Genomic DNA, 16,940 nt, shown 5'->3' on the forward strand with positions numbered 1-16,940 from the left:
GAGCATAAAAAAAGAAGTTCATCAGAACTTCTTTTTTCGCTTTATCGATCACGGCATTAACTATTCTGTTGAATGGTTACCGCAGTTTTCTTGCCGTTTTTGTATTTGAATTTCACGCGTGAATTGGTGTCTTGCTCAAATTTTCGTATTTCTTCATCCGACATTTTCATCAGATCTTTCACCGAATTCATTTTCATTAGATTTCTAGCTTTCTGAGACGATCTCATTTCCGTGCCATACTTGCCTGGAAAAATTCAATAGAAAAATCTTCATAATTTTTGTTCAATTTTTCGAGGTCGTCTGTGTTTATTTTAAAATTTGTTACTACTTTTCTAAAAGCTTCATTGTCAATTGATTTTAGTTTTTTTAGCGTAAGGCTATCATCTTTAAAGAATTTGTCCCACTCGCCGCTGTCTAGGTGATGAGTCAACTTTAGACTATCGTTGATGATGAAAACCTGACTGCCATCTTTGTTTTTCTGAACGAAAACTCTTTTGATCTGATGAGGTTTTAAATCCTCAATTTTGCTTAAATTTTCTTTAGATAAAACCAACGTTCTTTTGTCGCCATCTTTCAGGTCGATTTCGATGCTGTCGTTGAAGATGATTTTTTTGGCCAAACCGTCATTCGTAATTTTTATGGTCTTCAGCTGTTGAAGTTCATCTGTTTTTCTTTCCGTATCTTGACTTTCGATCATAATCTTGTCGATGTTAGACAAGCCTTTAATAGTTGTTGTCGTTGTTTTGGTTTTGGTGCGGATTGGCTTTTCGAGCTGTTGAGTGAGGTTTGTCGCAGCTGAATCATTTTTTTGCGCAAAGTTTTTTTGGCTAAAAAGTAAAAAGGCAAGCAAGAAAAACGGTAAAGTCGATACCGAAAGCATACTGATTTTTCTTTTATAAGTTTCTTTCGTCATCATAATCAAACGTTTTTTTGTTAGTTTGAAGCTGAAATTACTCGCAAGATCGTGTGTTTGAGCCTGCGTGATAAGGGTTAATATTTGATTTTGATAATGTCTGATGTCGCCAGTGTGTTTCAAAACCGATTGATCGGCTAAAAATTCATGATTCAGTTTTATTGCATATTTATACCACGCTAAAAATGGATTGAACCAATAAAAAATCTGAACAAGTTCTAGCAGTAAAATATCCCAAGTGTGGCGTTGGCTAGCATGTGCTTTTTCGTGTAATAAAATGTTTTGATGCTCAGCATTTAATTGTTTTTTTACTGATGAAAATATACTGTAGAAAACTAAAAGGCTGTACTTCATCCTTCAACAAAACATAGACCTGCTGGTCTTTTTTGACCTGTGGATTCGTCTTGATGAGCTGATTGATTTTTATAATATTACCGACGAATCGTAATCCAAAGCCAAGCGCTACGATGGCGTAAAGACTATACGCAATACTGCTCCATGTAAAAAAAGTTTCGTTTTGTTGTACATTTTCTGCGTGGTCTACAAGGTATGCCACCATTTCGGGTGGCAATGCGTGGTTATAGGTTTCTGCGGCAATGGTGATGCTGAATAAAGGGGCAACCAGAGAAAAAAGCAAGGCAAAGAGCAAATACCAACGGTTCGTCTTGTACATGCTTTCTTTTTCGAGAAAGAGTTTGTAAAATAGCAACAACAATCCCGAACATAAGATCGTTTTGATGAGATCGCTAATCATAACTAATTTTTTTTCTTATCGATTTCTTTGTCGATAATGTTTCGTAATTCTTCCAACTCTTCGATACTCAAATTGCTAGATTTAGCAAAAAATGAAGCAAATTGGGCTGTAGAATTGTAGAAAAAAGAGGCGATCATCCCTTTTACTTCTTTCGAAAAATAATCTTCTTTTTTTACCAATGGATAATAGCATCTGATGTTGTTCACGATATCATAGCCAATAATCCCTTTGTCAGAAATCCGCTTCAATAGCGTATAAACGGTAGTTGCAGCAGGTTTTGGCTCTGGCAATGCGTCTAAGATATCTTTGGCAAATACTCTTTTTCCTTGCCAGATGATTACCATTATTTCTTCTTCATTATGCGATAATTTCATATTCTATATATGTAGAACTACTACAAGTGTAGAATTAAAATTTTAAATTCAAAAAAAAACCTCGAAATTTTTAGAGGTTTAAAAAGTTTTTTTCTCTGCTTATGCAATTAGAATTTATAAGTCAAACCGAAAGTAGCAGTATCGAAGAAGTTGTCGAAAACATTGATTTTTCCGTTGAATTCTGATACAGATTTACCTCCGTCAACTTTTACAGAATTGTAAGAAATGATATCGGTCAAAGCAAAATTGATTGCCATTTTGTTGGTCAAGAAATAGTTGATTCCCAATCCTAAGTTAGATTTGAAACCGTCTGCCTTGATTTCAGATGTCCCCAACAATTCACGTTTTACGTTGTTGTATCCGAAGCCTACTTCACCGTATGTTTTGAATCTAGCGCCTAAATCCAAGAAATAGTAACGCCCAAATAATCCAGCATCGAAGGTGTTGATTTTTTCTGTTTCGTTCCCCGCCACTTCTGTTTTGTTGGTTCCAAAACCTAAATCAACTCCAACAGCAAATTTATCATTTACAAAATAGCCAACTTTCGGATTAATGTTGAATGCGTTCTCCTTTCTATCAATGTTTTTGTCATTGCTAGAACTCCATCCTAAGTTTCCTTCAACGATTACATCTCCAGTATTGAAACCAAAGCCTTCAACTTCTTGTGCATTTGCGTTCGCTCCTAAAACTATTAACGATGCTGCAAAAATTAATTTTTTCATAATTCGAAATTTTACTTTGTTTTTATTTAAAACGGACGCAAATGTAGGCAAGCAAGCATCACATAAAAAATGATATATGTTAGGATAATGATGAATTTCGGGAAAGTTTTTTTGATAAAAAAGGACAATTTACCGACTTAGCTATTCATAATATCAGCAATTTTATCGATGATTATAGAAGTGCTATTTTTCTGATGGTGCACGTACGAATAGGCCTTTTCGCTCATCGAAGTTCTTTTTTCAGGATTTGCGATTAGTTCGATCAAAACCTTATCGAATTCCCGCTGATTTTGCACCGAAATCAAATTTCCATTTTCGATTTGATCAATCGCTTCTTGAAATTTCTGATATTTCGGGCCGATGATGATCGGTTTGCCATAGGTTGCAGCCTCTAAAGTGTTGTGAATTCCTGCACCAAAACCGCCACCAATCATCACAATTTCGGCGTAGCGATAAAGTTTGCTCAGCATGCCTATCGTATCCAAAATCAATATCGGTCGGTCGAGCGTTGTTGCTTGCGTATAGCGGATAGCATCGGGAAATTTTTGATTGGTAGCTTCGATAGATTTCTCGGCTATATTGTGTGGAGCAATCATGATTTTCCAATTTTCGGGTAAAGGATTTTGCTGTAAATGCTGCTGAAGCAATTTTTCGTCTTGTGGCCAAGAACTTCCAAGAATCAAAACGGAATTTTTCGCTACAAATTGCTCAATCTTCGCATCATGAAACGCTTCGTTTATCAGCCCTTTCACGCGATCGAATCGGGTATCGCCAGCAACTGTTGCCTGTCGAATGCCAATTTGATTCAGCAACGATGCCGATTGTTCGTTTTGGACGAAGAAATGGTCGATCATCCTTAATTTATTGGCGAACCAATTCTTACCGCGATTTTTGAAAAAGTTTTGTGATTTTCTAAAAATTGCCGAAACCACAACGATCGGAATTCCGTTTTGATGCAAGGCTTGTATCAGATTGTACCAATACTCATATTTCACCAAAATAAGTAATTCGGGTTTCAGCAGCTCGACCAATTTTTCTGCATTTTGCTTGCTGTCCAACGGCAGGTAAAAAATATAATCTGCGCCTTTGTAATTTTTTCGAACCTCGTAACCCGATGGTGAAAAAAACGATAAAGCGATTTGATGTTTCGGGTAATATTTTTTCAATGCTTCGATTACGGGTTTCCCTTGTTCGAATTCGCCCAAAGAAGAACAATGAATCCAAAGGGTTGGTTTTGTATGGTCTAAAGCTTTTCTGAGTTTATTTTCCCAATCTTTTCGTCCGTCTATCCACAGTTTAGCCTTCGGATGAAAGGATGACGCCAAGCGTAAAGCAGCGCCATAAAAGAAAATAAATATGTTGTAAATCATCTGCATAGAGGGGCAAAGTTAAAAAATTAATGCCGATGTTTTTTGTACATTTGTTCCATAATTAGAATAAAAAAGACGAATGAAAAAAATTCAAATGGTTGACTTGCAAAGTCAATATCAAAATATCAAACCAGCGGTAGATCAAGCTATTCAATCGGTTATCGATTCGGCAGCTTTTATCAATGGTCCAGAGGTAAAACAATTTCAGACAGAATTAGAAGAATATTTGCAAGTGAAACATGTGATTCCATGCGGCAATGGAACCGATGCTTTGCAAATAGCGCTGATGTCTTTGGGCTTAGCGCCAGGTGATGAGGTGATTACAGCAGATTTTACGTTTGCTGCAACCGTAGAGGTGATCAATTTGTTGCGTTTACAATCGGTGTTGGTCGACGTAGACTACGACACGTTTACCATCGATCCCGAAAAAATAAAAGCTGCAATTACACCAAAAACCAAAGCCATCATTCCAGTACATCTTTTCGGGCAATGTGCCAATATGGATGAGATTTTGGCGATTGCAAAAGAACATAATTTATATGTAATAGAAGATACAGCCCAAGCAATTGGTGCAGAGTACAAAGGTAAAAAAGCAGGAACGATCGGTGATATCGGATGTACCTCATTCTTTCCGTCGAAAAATTTAGGATGTTATGGTGATGGAGGAGCGATTTTTACCAATGATGATGATTTGGCTCATCGTCTACGTGGAATTGTAAATCACGGAATGTACAAACGCTATTATCACGACGAAATTGGGGTGAATTCTCGATTAGATTCTATTCAGGCAGCAGTTCTTCTACAAAAATTACCGCGTCTAGACCGATACAATCAAGCGCGACAAGCAGCAGCAGCCTACTATTCTGAGGCGTTTGCAGGTATAGAAGAATTGATAACGCCAGTTGTTGGCGAAGATACGACGCATGTTTTTCATCAATACACCTTGAGGGTAACCAATGGAAAACGAAACGAGCTACAAGCCTATCTTGCAGAAAAAGAAATTCCGGCTATGATTTATTATCCTGTACCGTTGAGAAAGCAAAAAGCCTACGATACGGGCAATTATCGGGATGAAGATTTTCCGAATACCAATGCCTTGATCGATCAGGTCATTTCTTTGCCTATGCACACAGAATTATCCGAAAATCAATTGGCTTATATCACCCGAGAGGTAAGGGCATTTTTTGGTAAATAAAAAGATGCGGAGCTTCTATTTTTAGAAGCTCTTTACTGTTTATATTTAGCCAATCAAATCAACCCAATATGAAACACATTTTGGTTACTGGCGGACTGGGGTATATTGGTTCGCATACCGTTGTTGCGCTTCAGCAAGAAGGTTATAAGGTAAGCATCATCGATGATTGTTCGAATGCGGAAGAAAATTTTCTAGATCGAATCGCATCAATCACTCAGCTTAGACCTTCTTTTTCGAAAATCGATCTGAAAGACGCAGAAGCGGTGAACACCTTTTTTGCAACCGAGGCAATCGACGGAATTATCCATTTTGCCGCACACAAAGCGGTTGGTGAATCGGTAGAGAAGCCTTTGATGTATTATCGAAATAATTTGGTCGGATTGATTAATCTGCTCGAAGCAATGCAATCGCACCAAGTCGATCATATAATTTTCAGTTCGTCTTGCACGGTTTATGGTCAAGCCGATACGATGCCAATCGACGAGCAAACGCCTTTGAAGAAACCCGAGTCGCCTTATGGTAAAACCAAACAAATGGGCGAGGAAATTTTAGAAGACTTTGCCACGACCTATCAGAAAAATGTAATTTGCTTGCGCTATTTCAATCCGGTTGGAGCGCATCCTACCGCAAAAATTGGCGAATTACCAAAGGGAATTCCGAACAATTTGGTTCCTTATGTTACCCAAACAGCAGCTGGCATCCGCGAGTTTTTACAAGTTTGGGGCGATGATTATCCGACGCGCGACGGGACGGCTATTCGAGATTATATCGATGTGAATGATTTGGCAGATGCTCATGTAAAAGCGATTGCCAGATTGTTGCGAAAAGCTAACAAAACCAATTTAGAAGTTTTTAACCTCGGAACAGGCACAGGTTCTACGGTGCTCGAAGTTGTTCACGCTTTCGAAAAAGCAAACAATCTGAAGATAAATTACCAAATAAAAGAGCGCAGAGCGGGCGATATTGTAGAAGCGTATGCAGACAACAGCTTGGCAAAATCAGAGTTGGGTTGGGAGCCTAAAACAACCTTAGAAGATTCGTTGCGAAATTCGTGGCGTTGGGAGCAAAGCCTGCGCGAAGAAAACGAGAAATAAACAATCGCTTCTCGCTCGATACAGCTATGAATACGTATTTAAAACCTTTTTATCAATAAAAAAAATCAAACAAAACCGAATGAAAATTCGACTTTGTTTTTAGATTATTGTTTAAGCAAAATATAATAATCTTCAAGAGGTCCTTCTATTTTTACCCCTTCTGGACTGAGCATGAGCAACTGATTTTCTTGTACCTGAAAGAAATACCGTTCTTTATTCTCTGCATCGAAATAAAACGCATTTTCATCTTCCGTCCAAGTAATTTTACCTTTTTCGTGGGTTGCCTTGTTTTTACCTAAATATTCGGACTGTATTTCTATCGTTTCGTTTTCGTTTACAACAACTTGCATTTTTATACCTTCGCAATCGGCACAGGGTAAAACCCCGTCATAAGTGCCTGCCCAATCAAGTGAATTTCGAGAGGTATGATGATCTTTAAATTGCTCGGACTCCGAAATCGAGTCGAAAGTCTCCCTATTGTTTTCTGTTGGCACGGTAGTAGATTCTTTCGGCTTGTTGCAACTGAAAATTAGACCAATTAGTACAAGAAATGATATTCCTAAATTTTTCATATCGGCTATGTTTTTCATTCAAAAAAACATTTATTGTTCCGTGATTTATAGTTTGATGGACGAGGCGTGTGAATCAGAAATAAATCGTAAATTAGCCATCTTAAAATATAGCTATGAGTGTTGAACTAAAACCTGATGGAAGAGTAAAAAAACCAGAATGGTTGCGCGTGAAATTACCAACTGGTAAAAAACATCGTGAACTGAGAGGTTTGGTTGATAAATATAAATTGAATACCATTTGCCAAAGTGGTAGCTGCCCGAATATGGGAGAATGCTGGGGCGAAGGAACCGCAACGTTCATGATTTTGGGAAATATTTGTACGCGTTCTTGCGGATTTTGCGGTGTAAAAACGGGAAGACCAGAACAGGTCGATTGGGCAGAACCCGAAAAAGTTGCACGATCGATAAAATTGATGAAGATAAAACACGCTGTGTTGACTTCGGTAGACCGTGACGATCTCAAGGACATGGGCTCTATCATCTGGGCAGAAACGATTCAGGCTGTAAGAAGAATAAGTCCAGGAACTACCATGGAAACGCTAATTCCAGATTTTCAAGGGATTGAGAAGCATATCGATCGGGTAATCGAGGCTGCTCCAGAAGTATTGTCGCATAACATGGAAACGGTGCGTAGATTGACGCGCGAGGTGAGAATTCAGGCGAAATACGACCGATCGTTGGAGGTGTTACGCTATGCCAAAGAAGCTGGTCAGCGTAGAACCAAAACAGGCATTATGCTTGGGTTGGGTGAAACAGAAGAGGAGGTTTTCGAAACCATCCAAGACGTTGCCAATGCCAATGTAGATGTGATTACCATTGGTCAATACCTACAACCAACCAAGCAACATTTACCGTTGAAAGAATTCATTACACCCGAACAATTCAAAAAATACGAAGATTTTGCACGAGGCTTAGGGTTCCGTCACGTAGAATCTGGGCCATTGGTTCGTTCTTCGTACCACGCCGAGAAACACATTTTGTAGCATTGTTTGTGGTTGATCGGAAGGGAGTTTTTGGAAATGCTTTTTTTATTTTAGCTCAAAACGAATACATTATGAAAAGATTATTACTTTTTTCTTTTCTGATGACTTCCGCGATCAAAGCGCAGACTTATGAAGTGAAAATGAAATTTAAGCATCATACTGAATTTACGGATGAATATTTAGAAAAACATTTTGATCATATTCCAGATTTGGAAAACAGAAAATGGAACATCGAGCAAAATGCAAGTCCAGCTCCCATCGATTACGTGTTTTATTCTTCTAAAAACGAACAAAATTCTATCGAACAAGAAAAAGTGAACAACGAACAAGGTAGCATGGGCAGTGTGAAGAATTCGGTAGTGGGTTTACCTTTCGGATTTACGTATTCTAATTTCAAAATCGGTGAAAACTATCAAGAAGTAGATGTTTAAGGTAAAAAAATATATCATAAAAACTTGCTACCTTTATAGGAGCAAGTTTTTTTATGCATGAAAATCAAAGCGACTCTAATTACCATTGGTGACGAAATTTTAATCGGACAGATTGTCGATACCAATTCGGCTTTTATTGCACAACAACTCAATCAGACTGGGATAGAAGTAGAAGAAATCCTTTCTGTAAAAGACGAATTATTTACGATTGTCGAAGCTTTACAACGTGGGATAGACAGCTCTGATATCGTCATTGTTACTGGCGGACTTGGGCCAACGAAAGACGATAAAACCAAAAACGCTTTGTGTCATTTTTTAGATTGCGGCTTGGTTCGAGAAGCGCAGGTTTTAGAAAACATCAAGCAATTTTTTACTGCGAGAGGATATACCAAAGAGCTCAACAATTTGAATCAAGATCAAGCACTGATTCCAGCAAAATCAACCTTCATCCAAAACCGATACGGCACGGCTCCTGGTTTATGGACCAATTTTCACGGCAAAATTATCATCAATTTACCAGGCGTTCCTATCGAAATGAAAGGTTTGATGCGCGAAGAAATAATCCCACGCTTGCGTACGCAATTCAATTCAGTTCATGTGGTGCATCGCAATATTTTGGTCACTGGAATTCCAGAAAGTGATTTGTCGATTTTGCTCCAAGAATGGGAAAACGAAATTCCAGATTTCATCAGTTTGGCGTATTTGCCCAATCGAACTTCGATCAATCTACGTTTTTCTGCATCGGGTTATGATGAAAAATTCATGAAAGATGAAATTCAAAACCAGATCGAAAAATTTAAACAAATCGCGGGGAAGTATTTGGTTTCTGAACATTCCAATAAATCCCAACAAATTTTAGGCGATCTTCTAAAAGAAAAAGGCTTCACCATTTCTACAGCCGAAAGCTGCACAGGTGGAACAATCGCTTCGATTCTCACTTCGATACCGGGCAGTTCGAGTTATTTTTTGGGTTCGGTGGTATCGTATGCCACATCGGTCAAAACTTCTGTTTTGGGCGTTTCGCAGCAAACGGTGGAGGAGTATTCGGTCGTGTCTGAACAGGTCGCAGAGCAAATGGCGAGCGGTGTGCGACAGTTGATTAATACAGACATTGCTATTGCAACCACCGGAGTAGCTGGTCCTTGTAAAGGAGAAGACGGAAAAGAGGTCGGAACCGTATGGATCTCGGTGACAGATGGAAAATGTTTTTTGACGAAAAAGTATTTTTATCCCGATTTGGATCGAGAAGATTTTATCGCCATTGTCTCGAATAACGCTTTGAATTTGGTAATAAAATTTTTAACGTCTTAATTCCAAAACATTCAAGATTTACAAGATTTTTATTCTAACTCTTTTGCATTACGGTCAATTGCCGTATGATCTTCTAAGGCTTGCGTCGAATGGGTTGAATAATTTCGCCAACGTTCTAGCAGTTGTACCATATCTTGTGGCAGTGGCGATTCGAAATGCATTCGTTCTTCCGTCGTGGGATGAGTAAAACCGAGCGTTCTCGCGTGCAACGCTTGACGAGGACAAGTTGCAAAACAATTCTCTACAAATTGTCTGTATTTTGTAAAAGTTGTGCCTTTCAAAATTCTATCTCCACCATATCGAGCATCGTTGAAAAGAGGATGACCAATATGTTTGAAATGTGTGCGGATTTGGTGCGTGCGTCCGGTTTCGAGTTGGCATTGCACAAACGTAACATAGGATAAACGCTCCAAGACTGTAAAATGAGTGACCGCATGTTTGCCTTGCGATCCGTCTTCGAAAACGGCCATCTGCAAACGGTCTTTCAGGTGTCGCCCAATATGCCCTGTAATGGTGCCTTTTTCTTCTGCAACATTTCCCCAAACCAAGGCGTTGTACAAGCGTTCGGTGGTATGATTGGCAAATTGGTTTGCCAAATGATTCATTGCGTGTTCTGTTTTGGCAATGACCAATAATCCACTGGTGTCTTTGTCTATTCTGTGTACCAAACCAGGGCGTTCTAGCTCAGCAGACAAAGACGGTAAATTTTCGAAATGATATCGAAGCGCATTTACCAAGGTGCCAGTATAATTCCCATGCCCTGGATGTACGACCAATCCGGCGGGTTTGTCTATTACCACAACTTGATCGTCTTCGTAAACGATAGTCAGCGGAATGTTTTCGGGAATGATTTCATGCTCTCTTGGCGGATTCTCGAGCATAATCTGAATGTGATCATCGGGCTTTACCTTGTAATTTGATTTTACGGGTAAATTGTTGACCAATATATTTCCATTTTCTGCCGCTTGTTGTATTTTGTTTCGAGTTGCATTCTCGATTCGGGTCATCAAGAATTTATCTATACGCAATAACGATTGACCTTTGCCAACCGTTATTGCGAAATGTTCGTATAATTGATGTTGTTGTACTTCTTCTAAGTAATCTTCAAAATCTTCCTGCATCTTATTCAATTTCAATCCCTTCAGGTTGTTCTACTGGAGGTGTGTGGGTTTCTCTTGGGGTGACGACTTTAGGTTGCTCGACCACCGATTTTTCGACTTTGTTTTGCTCGAGATAATCATTAAACAAGCTTCCGCTAATGGTATCGTCTTTGAAGTTTTTATACTCCCGATCCAATGCTCTTATTTCGCTTGCAATTTCTGAAGAAGATTTGGTCGAAATCCATATATCAACTGGCAAACCTTGGTCGTAACGGTCTTTGGTCAATGGAAATTGATAAACTATACGTCCACTGATGGTGTCGTTGGTGCCTCCTAAAAATTGTATTTGTCCCAACTCGAAGAAATTTTGTTTCAAAATCTCACGAGCCGTTTGCAAATCCAATCCTATCAAGTTTGGCATGGGTACATTGTGCATCAATCCGCGGCCCAATACCAAATCGATTTTTGCAAAACGAGGCAAGACTGTTCCGGGTTTTATTTCTTTACCATTGTATAAAATACGCAAAACGGCATCTTTTGCCAAATCGGGTTCATAAATGATATCTTTGATCACCAAATCGGAGATTTTGAGTTGAGTAAACGCCAAACGTTTCGACTTTCCTAAAAGATTGGGCAACTCGACTGGAGCATAAGTTCTTGGGTTCGATTTGATGAATATTCTTCGCCCTTCCTTTACCTTAAAACCAGCGTTTGGGTAAAAATCCATCACAGCAAACGGTTTCACTTTCGGGTCGAAACGTACCGAGTCTACTTCATACGTCAAACCGAGGCTCTCCAAGCGTGCAGTGGCTTCTTTTATGTTCATATTTTTCAAATCAGGAACCTCAATGGCTTCGCCGTGATTGGTGTACGAGCTCAACCAAATATTAAAAATGAAAAAATACAAACCATAACTTATTGCACCGATAAGTACCAGGTTGAGCCAGAATTTCCAGCTGATTAAAATTTTTAAAAACTTCATTCAAAAACGAATTATGAGTACAAATATAAAATAAAAAACAGGTCCTGAATATATTCACGAAAGTTTTATCTTTGATAAAATTTTAGGAATATGTTGAAAGTGGCTGTTGTAGCAGGAGGATATTCTGATGAAAGCGTCATCTCGCTCAAGAGTTGTGAGCTTATTTATCAGAATATCGATCAGTCGAAATACGAACCCATCCGAGTTAGGATTCTCAAAGAAGGTTGGTATGCAGAAATTGATGGAGAAAAATACCCAATTCACAGAGGCGATTTTACTTTTGATCGTCATGGCGAAAAGGTGAAATTCGATGTCGTGTTCAATACCATACATGGTACACCCGGCGAAGATGGATATTTACAAGCCTATTTCGAAATGATCGGAATCAAATACAACGGTTGCGATTTTTATCAATCGGCCATCACATTCAACAAGAAAGACTGTATCGCGGTGCTTAGCAAATACGGTATTCCACACGCCCAATCGGTCTATGTTGCTGCAAATGAACAATTGAATCACGATGAGGTTTTGGCAAAAGTAGGATTGCCTTGTTTTGTGAAACCAAACAAATCGGGTTCGAGTTTGGGGATTTCGAAAGTGCATTCGAAAGAAGAATTACAGCCTGCGTTGGACAAAGCCTTTCGAGAAGATCGCGAAGTGTTGATCGAAAGCTTTTTAGACGGAACTGAAGTTTCAGTTGGCGTTCTGAAATACAATGGCGTAACCACCGTTTTGGGCATTACCGAAATCATTTCTGAAAACGAATTCTTCGATTACGAAGCCAAATACGAAGGAAAATCACAAGAAATTACGCCCGCGCGTCTGGATACCAAAACCGAACAAAAAGTGAGAAATATTGCAGCCAAAGCATACGATGCGTTGAACATGACTGGTTTTTCGCGATCAGAATACATTGTTGTAAACGGCGAACCCTATTTTTTAGAAATGAATACTTTACCCGGCATGTCGCCAGCGAGTATTTTCCCACAACAAGCTCAGCATGCTGGCATAAGCATGAAAGATTTGATAGAAAGTGAATTGAATTTTGCCCTTAATAAAACTTCTCCATGGAACGTATAGCTGTATTCCCCGGGTCATTTGATCCTATCACTATTGGTCATATGGATATCATCGAACGCGCTGCGCCATTATTCGATAAAATAATTGTCGCCATCGGAACCAATTCTGCCAAAAAATACATGTTCAGCTTAGAAGAGCGGAAATACTTTATAAGCAAAGCAATCGAACGCTTCGAAAACGTGGTCGTAGACACTTACGAGGGTTTAACGATAGATTATTGCCTGAATAACGATGCTCGCTATATTGTGAGAGGATTGCGCAACCCTTCGGATTTCGAATTCGAAAAAGCAATCGCACACACCAACAGGGCCATTTCGAATTACGATGTAGAAACCGTGTTTTTGTTGACAAATTCTGGAAAGGCTTATATCAGCTCGAGCATTGTGCGCGATGTGATGATAAATGGTGGAAATTACGAAAAACTCGTGCCGCCATCTGTTAAGTATAAAAAGAAATAACGGTTTTATTTTTAGAAATAAAACAAAAAATAGCTCGAGAGCATTGCTTATCAGTGAATCCGTTCCATTGTAGAGCGGATTTTTTTTAACGGCTTTGTAACGAAGAATCCGTATTTTTGCGATTACAAATGGATTATAATTTTATCATGAAAAAATATATAGCCTATGCGGTGCTTACCGGCTTGTTGTTGTCTTTGGCTTGGCCATCTTACGGATTTCCTTTGCTCGTTTTTGTAGGCTTTGTTCCGTTGTTGTTGGCCGAACATCAGCTCACACAGCGTCCGCAATATCAAAAAAAAGGAATCAAGATTTTCGCATTGAGTTTCCTATCGTTTCTCATTTGGAACGCCATTGTAATTTGGTGGCTGCATTACGCAAAACAGTACAACGCTCAGGGTGAATTGGCAAACTCGTGGATCGCCTATCTGATTCCGGTTTTTGCTAATACTTTACTGATGAGTGTGGTATTTTTACTCTTCCATTGGGTGAAAAAAACAGCTGGGAATCTGTACGGAATGTTGTTTTTACCAGCAGTTTGGATGGCTTTCGAAAAATTTCATCTCAATTGGGAAATGACTTGGCCTTGGTTCAACCTCGGGTATGTTTTTGCCGAATATTACCAATGGGTGCAGTGGTACGAATTTACGGGTACTTTTGGAGGAACACTTTGGGTCTTGATCGTCAATTTGATTGTGTTTTATTATTACACCGCATATCACAACAAAAAAGATGTGCGATATCTGAAAAAACTTGGTGTATATGCAGGACTTTGGATTGCAATTCCGATAGGCATTTCCTATGCGATTTATACCACTTATGAAGAACAAGGCGACGAGCTTGAAGCCGTGGTTTTGCAACCAGCATTGGATCCTTATACCGAAAAATATCAGAAAGATCGATTTACTATCTATCAAGAATTGATAGAACTTACAGACGGCGTAATTACCGAAAATACACAATTTGTCGTAGGTCCAGAAACTGCCATTCCAGGCTCGGGACCAGGATTTGTTTTAGATAAAATCTACGACGATGCCATCATCCAACAAGTTGAAGCTTGGGTAAAACAACATCCAAAGGTGAATTTTGTAACCGGTGCAGAGCTGATGCGAATCTATCCATTGCCCGAATTGGCGACCGAAACTGCCTCTCTTTATCCAAATACATTGTTGTATTACGACGCATTCAATTCGGCAATCCAACTCAATGTTCAAGATAGCATACAATTTTATCATAAATCCAAACTGGTGGTGGGGGTAGAGCATTTTCCATATCGCAAGTTCCTGAAGCCGATAATTGGTGAAATGATGCTGAATTTTGGCGGCACCATGAAAACCTTGGGCACACAGCCAGAACCTTCTGTTTTCAAAAATTCGTTGAACAAAGCAGTTGTTGCACCAGTGATTTGCTACGAATCGATTTTTGGAGAATACCTTACCCAATACGCAAAAAAAGGAGCGAATGTAATTTTTACCATGACCAACGATTCGTGGTGGGAAGACACAGAAGGGCATAAACAATTGCTTTTGTATGGAAATTTGAGGGCGATAGAACTACGCAAACCCATTGTGCGATCGGCAAATTCGGGTATTTCTGCGTTTGTCAATCAGCGGGGTGATGTGGTCGATTTTTTACCATACGGAATGAAAGGTGCCTTGAAAGGAAATGTTAAAATGAATGAAAAGTTAACTTTTTATGCTAAATTTGGCGATTATATTGCAAGGGTAGGCATCATGGTGATGGGAATTATATTGGCGTACACCCTCCTACAAATCCTACTATTCAAGCGAAAATAAAAATTATTTAAAAATAATTAACAAAATGGTTGTATAAGTGATAAATAATTCATTACTTTGCACTCCGTTTAAAATAAGACAAGAGAAAAGATGTCAAAGATTTGTCAAATTACAGGTAAGAAGAGATTAGTGGGAAACAATGTTTCTCATGCTAATAATAAGTCAAAACGCACTTTTGAAGTGAATTTGTTCAAGAAGAGATTTTATTTACCAGAAACTGAAGAGTGGATCACGCTAAGAGTTTCTGCACACGGCTTGAAAACCATCAACAAATTAGGTATTGAAGAAGCGGTGAGAAGATCTCGTAAAGAAGGTTTAATCAAATAATATTATACCACCATGGCAAAAAAAGGTAACAGAGTACAAGTTATTTTAGAGTGTACAGAGCATAAAGAAAGTGGTATGCCAGGAATGTCTCGTTATATCACGACAAAGAACAAAAAAAATACTCCAGATCGTATTGAGTTGAAAAAATTCAACCCAGTATTGAAAAGGTATACAATTCATAAGGAGATCAAATAATAAAATTGTAGACAATGGCAAAGAAAACGGTAGCAACCCTTCAGACTGGGTCTAAAAAAATGACCAAAGTTATCAAAATGGTAAAATCTCCTAAAACTGGAGCTTACGTATTTGTAGAGAAAGTAGTAAATGCAGATGACGCCAACAGCTTTTTTTCGAAATAAGCAACATCTTCATTATAGAAAAGTTTAAAAGCTACCGCAGAGGGTAGCTTTTTTTATTGTGTTTATTTAATTATATTCGTATCAAAATTTCGACGCTACATGAGTTGGTTCAAAAAAATTCTTGGTAAAGAGAGCAAAGAAAAATTAGATGAAGGATTAGAAAAATCTAAACAATCGTTTTTCGATAAAATATCTCGTACCGTTGTAGGAAAATCAAAAGTTGACGATGAAGTTCTCGATGACTTGGAAGAAGTGTTGATCTCTTCGGATGTTGGCGTAGAGACCACCATCAAGATTATACGAAGAATTGAAGATCGTGTAGCCAGAGATAAATATGTTTCTACCTCAGAATTAGACCGTATTCTACGAGAAGAAATCGCAGCCTTGCTCGCCGAAAACAAGACAGATGATACGCATGGTTTTCAAATCCCGAAACGCGACACGCCGTTTGTCATTATGGTTGTTGGGGTGAACGGTGTAGGGAAAACCACCACAATAGGCAAATTGGCGGCGCAGTTCAAATCACAAGGATTAAAAGTGGTGTTGGGCGCAGCCGATACATTCAGAGCAGCAGCAGTAGACCAATTGGTGATTTGGTCCGAAAGAGCCGACGTGCCAATCGTGAAACAAGCGATGGGTTCCGACCCAGCTTCGGTAGCTTATGATACGGTTGCTTCGGCAGTTGCACAAAAAGCAGATGTAGTATTGATCGATACCGCAGGCCGTTTGCACAACAAAATCAATTTGATGAACGAATTGACCAAGATAAAGCGTGTCATGCAAAAGGTAATTCCAGACGCACCACACGAAGTGCTGTTGGTTTTGGATGGTTCTACAGGTCAAAATGCGTTTGAACAGGCCAAGCAGTTTACACAAGCAACCGATGTTAGCTCGTTGGCGGTGACCAAACTCGATGGTACAGCCAAAGGCGGTGTGGTTATCGGGATATCGGATCAGTTCAAAATTCCGGTAAAATACATTGGCGTAGGCGAAGGGATAAATGATTTGCAAGCCTTTGATAAAATGGAATTTATCGATTCTTTTTTCAATCGAAATAAATAAAATAAGATAGCTTTATAGCAGAAAAAATCTCCTAACTTTTGGTTAGGAGATTTTTTTTGA

At 38.9% G+C, this 16,940-nt stretch carries 21 protein-coding genes; 12 read left to right on the forward strand and 9 right to left on the reverse strand.

Features of this window, described 5'->3' with window-relative positions:
• Window positions 1-56: 56 nt before the first annotated feature.
• The 6 genes from BN8061_RS11895 to BN8061_RS07000 form a co-directional block, all read right to left on the reverse strand.
• The gene (locus BN8061_RS11895; RefSeq protein ID WP_154662278.1) at window positions 57-197 is read right to left on the reverse strand and encodes a hypothetical protein; all 141 of its coding nucleotides are present in this window, start codon (window positions 195-197) and stop codon (window positions 57-59) included.
• A gap of 26 nt (window positions 198-223) precedes the next feature.
• On the reverse strand, window positions 224-1,267 hold the full coding sequence (locus BN8061_RS06980; RefSeq protein ID WP_068597700.1) for a M56 family metallopeptidase: 1,044 nt from the start codon (window positions 1,265-1,267) through the stop codon (window positions 224-226).
• Window positions 1,203-1,667, reverse strand: a complete 465-nt coding sequence (locus BN8061_RS06985; protein WP_068597702.1) for a hypothetical protein — start codon at window positions 1,665-1,667, stop codon at window positions 1,203-1,205. The genes BN8061_RS06980 and BN8061_RS06985 overlap by 65 nt, the downstream gene beginning before the upstream one ends.
• A 2-nt stretch (window positions 1,668-1,669) precedes the next feature.
• On the reverse strand, window positions 1,670-2,041 hold the full coding sequence (locus tag BN8061_RS06990; RefSeq protein ID WP_068597704.1) for a BlaI/MecI/CopY family transcriptional regulator: 372 nt from the start codon (window positions 2,039-2,041) through the stop codon (window positions 1,670-1,672).
• Between the two features lie 107 nt (window positions 2,042-2,148).
• Window positions 2,149-2,763, reverse strand: a complete 615-nt coding sequence (locus BN8061_RS06995) for an outer membrane beta-barrel protein (protein WP_068598002.1) — start codon at window positions 2,761-2,763, stop codon at window positions 2,149-2,151.
• Window positions 2,764-2,900: 137 nt separating this feature from the next.
• Window positions 2,901-4,139 (reverse strand): 3-deoxy-D-manno-octulosonic acid transferase, encoded by a 1,239-nt coding sequence (locus tag BN8061_RS07000; protein ID WP_068597706.1) that lies wholly within the window; start codon window positions 4,137-4,139, stop codon window positions 2,901-2,903.
• Window positions 4,140-4,212: 73 nt separating this feature from the next.
• Here BN8061_RS07000 and BN8061_RS07005 point away from each other — a divergent pair, with 73 nt between their 5' ends.
• Entirely contained in the window at window positions 4,213-5,328 is a 1,116-nt protein-coding gene (locus tag BN8061_RS07005) for a DegT/DnrJ/EryC1/StrS family aminotransferase (RefSeq protein ID WP_068597708.1), read from the forward strand.
• 68 nt (window positions 5,329-5,396) lie between these two features.
• The gene (gene galE / locus BN8061_RS07010; protein WP_068597710.1) at window positions 5,397-6,422 is read left to right on the forward strand and encodes a UDP-glucose 4-epimerase GalE; all 1,026 of its coding nucleotides are present in this window, start codon (window positions 5,397-5,399) and stop codon (window positions 6,420-6,422) included.
• Between the two features lie 104 nt (window positions 6,423-6,526).
• Here the strand turns inward: galE and BN8061_RS07015 are convergent, their stop codons facing one another.
• The gene (locus BN8061_RS07015) at window positions 6,527-6,994 is read right to left on the reverse strand and encodes a copper resistance protein NlpE (protein WP_068598004.1); all 468 of its coding nucleotides are present in this window, start codon (window positions 6,992-6,994) and stop codon (window positions 6,527-6,529) included.
• Window positions 6,995-7,107: 113 nt separating this feature from the next.
• Between BN8061_RS07015 and lipA the strand changes: the two genes are divergently transcribed.
• The 3 genes from lipA (at window position 7,108) to BN8061_RS07030 (ending at window position 9,719) form a co-directional block, all read left to right on the forward strand.
• Window positions 7,108-7,977, forward strand: coding sequence for a lipoyl synthase (gene lipA, locus BN8061_RS07020; RefSeq protein ID WP_068597712.1), 870 nt, complete (start codon window positions 7,108-7,110; stop codon window positions 7,975-7,977).
• Between the two features lie 71 nt (window positions 7,978-8,048).
• Window positions 8,049-8,408: a hypothetical protein gene (locus BN8061_RS07025; protein WP_154662279.1), complete on the forward strand. Its 360-nt coding sequence runs from the start codon at window positions 8,049-8,051 to the stop codon at window positions 8,406-8,408.
• Window positions 8,409-8,465: 57 nt separating this feature from the next.
• Window positions 8,466-9,719: a CinA family nicotinamide mononucleotide deamidase-related protein gene (locus BN8061_RS07030; protein WP_068597717.1), complete on the forward strand. Its 1,254-nt coding sequence runs from the start codon at window positions 8,466-8,468 to the stop codon at window positions 9,717-9,719.
• Between the two features lie 29 nt (window positions 9,720-9,748).
• Here the strand turns inward: BN8061_RS07030 and BN8061_RS07035 are convergent, their stop codons facing one another.
• Window positions 9,749-10,840, reverse strand: coding sequence for an RluA family pseudouridine synthase (locus BN8061_RS07035; protein WP_068597719.1), 1,092 nt, complete (start codon window positions 10,838-10,840; stop codon window positions 9,749-9,751).
• 1 nt (window position 10,841) lies between these two features.
• Window positions 10,842-11,801 (reverse strand): PASTA domain-containing protein, encoded by a 960-nt coding sequence (locus BN8061_RS07040; protein WP_068597721.1) that lies wholly within the window; start codon window positions 11,799-11,801, stop codon window positions 10,842-10,844.
• Between the two features lie 90 nt (window positions 11,802-11,891).
• Here BN8061_RS07040 and BN8061_RS07045 point away from each other — a divergent pair, with 90 nt between their 5' ends.
• The 7 genes from BN8061_RS07045 (at window position 11,892) to ftsY (ending at window position 16,880) form a co-directional block, all read left to right on the forward strand.
• Window positions 11,892-12,881: a D-alanine--D-alanine ligase gene (locus tag BN8061_RS07045; RefSeq protein WP_068597723.1), complete on the forward strand. Its 990-nt coding sequence runs from the start codon at window positions 11,892-11,894 to the stop codon at window positions 12,879-12,881.
• Window positions 12,869-13,339, forward strand: coding sequence for a pantetheine-phosphate adenylyltransferase (gene coaD / locus BN8061_RS07050; RefSeq protein ID WP_068597725.1), 471 nt, complete (start codon window positions 12,869-12,871; stop codon window positions 13,337-13,339). Before BN8061_RS07045 ends, coaD begins: the two co-directional genes overlap by 13 nt.
• A 146-nt stretch (window positions 13,340-13,485) precedes the next feature.
• The gene (lnt, locus tag BN8061_RS07055; RefSeq protein ID WP_068598006.1) at window positions 13,486-15,132 is read left to right on the forward strand and encodes an apolipoprotein N-acyltransferase; all 1,647 of its coding nucleotides are present in this window, start codon (window positions 13,486-13,488) and stop codon (window positions 15,130-15,132) included.
• 90 nt (window positions 15,133-15,222) lie between these two features.
• The gene (rpmB, locus tag BN8061_RS07060; protein WP_068597727.1) at window positions 15,223-15,459 is read left to right on the forward strand and encodes a 50S ribosomal protein L28; all 237 of its coding nucleotides are present in this window, start codon (window positions 15,223-15,225) and stop codon (window positions 15,457-15,459) included.
• 12 nt (window positions 15,460-15,471) lie between these two features.
• Window positions 15,472-15,654, forward strand: a complete 183-nt coding sequence (gene rpmG, locus BN8061_RS07065; protein ID WP_068597729.1) for a 50S ribosomal protein L33 — start codon at window positions 15,472-15,474, stop codon at window positions 15,652-15,654.
• A gap of 14 nt (window positions 15,655-15,668) precedes the next feature.
• Window positions 15,669-15,818: a DUF4295 domain-containing protein gene (locus BN8061_RS07070; protein WP_068597732.1), complete on the forward strand. Its 150-nt coding sequence runs from the start codon at window positions 15,669-15,671 to the stop codon at window positions 15,816-15,818.
• 99 nt (window positions 15,819-15,917) lie between these two features.
• A complete protein-coding gene (gene ftsY, locus BN8061_RS07075) occupies window positions 15,918-16,880 on the forward strand; it encodes a signal recognition particle-docking protein FtsY (RefSeq protein WP_068597734.1) in 963 nt (320 codons plus the stop codon).
• Window positions 16,881-16,940: the final 60 nt, after the last annotated feature.

It is taken from the genome of Vaginella massiliensis, assembly GCF_900089075.1.
GTDB lineage: Bacteria > Bacteroidota > Bacteroidia > Flavobacteriales > Weeksellaceae > Weeksella > Weeksella massiliensis_A.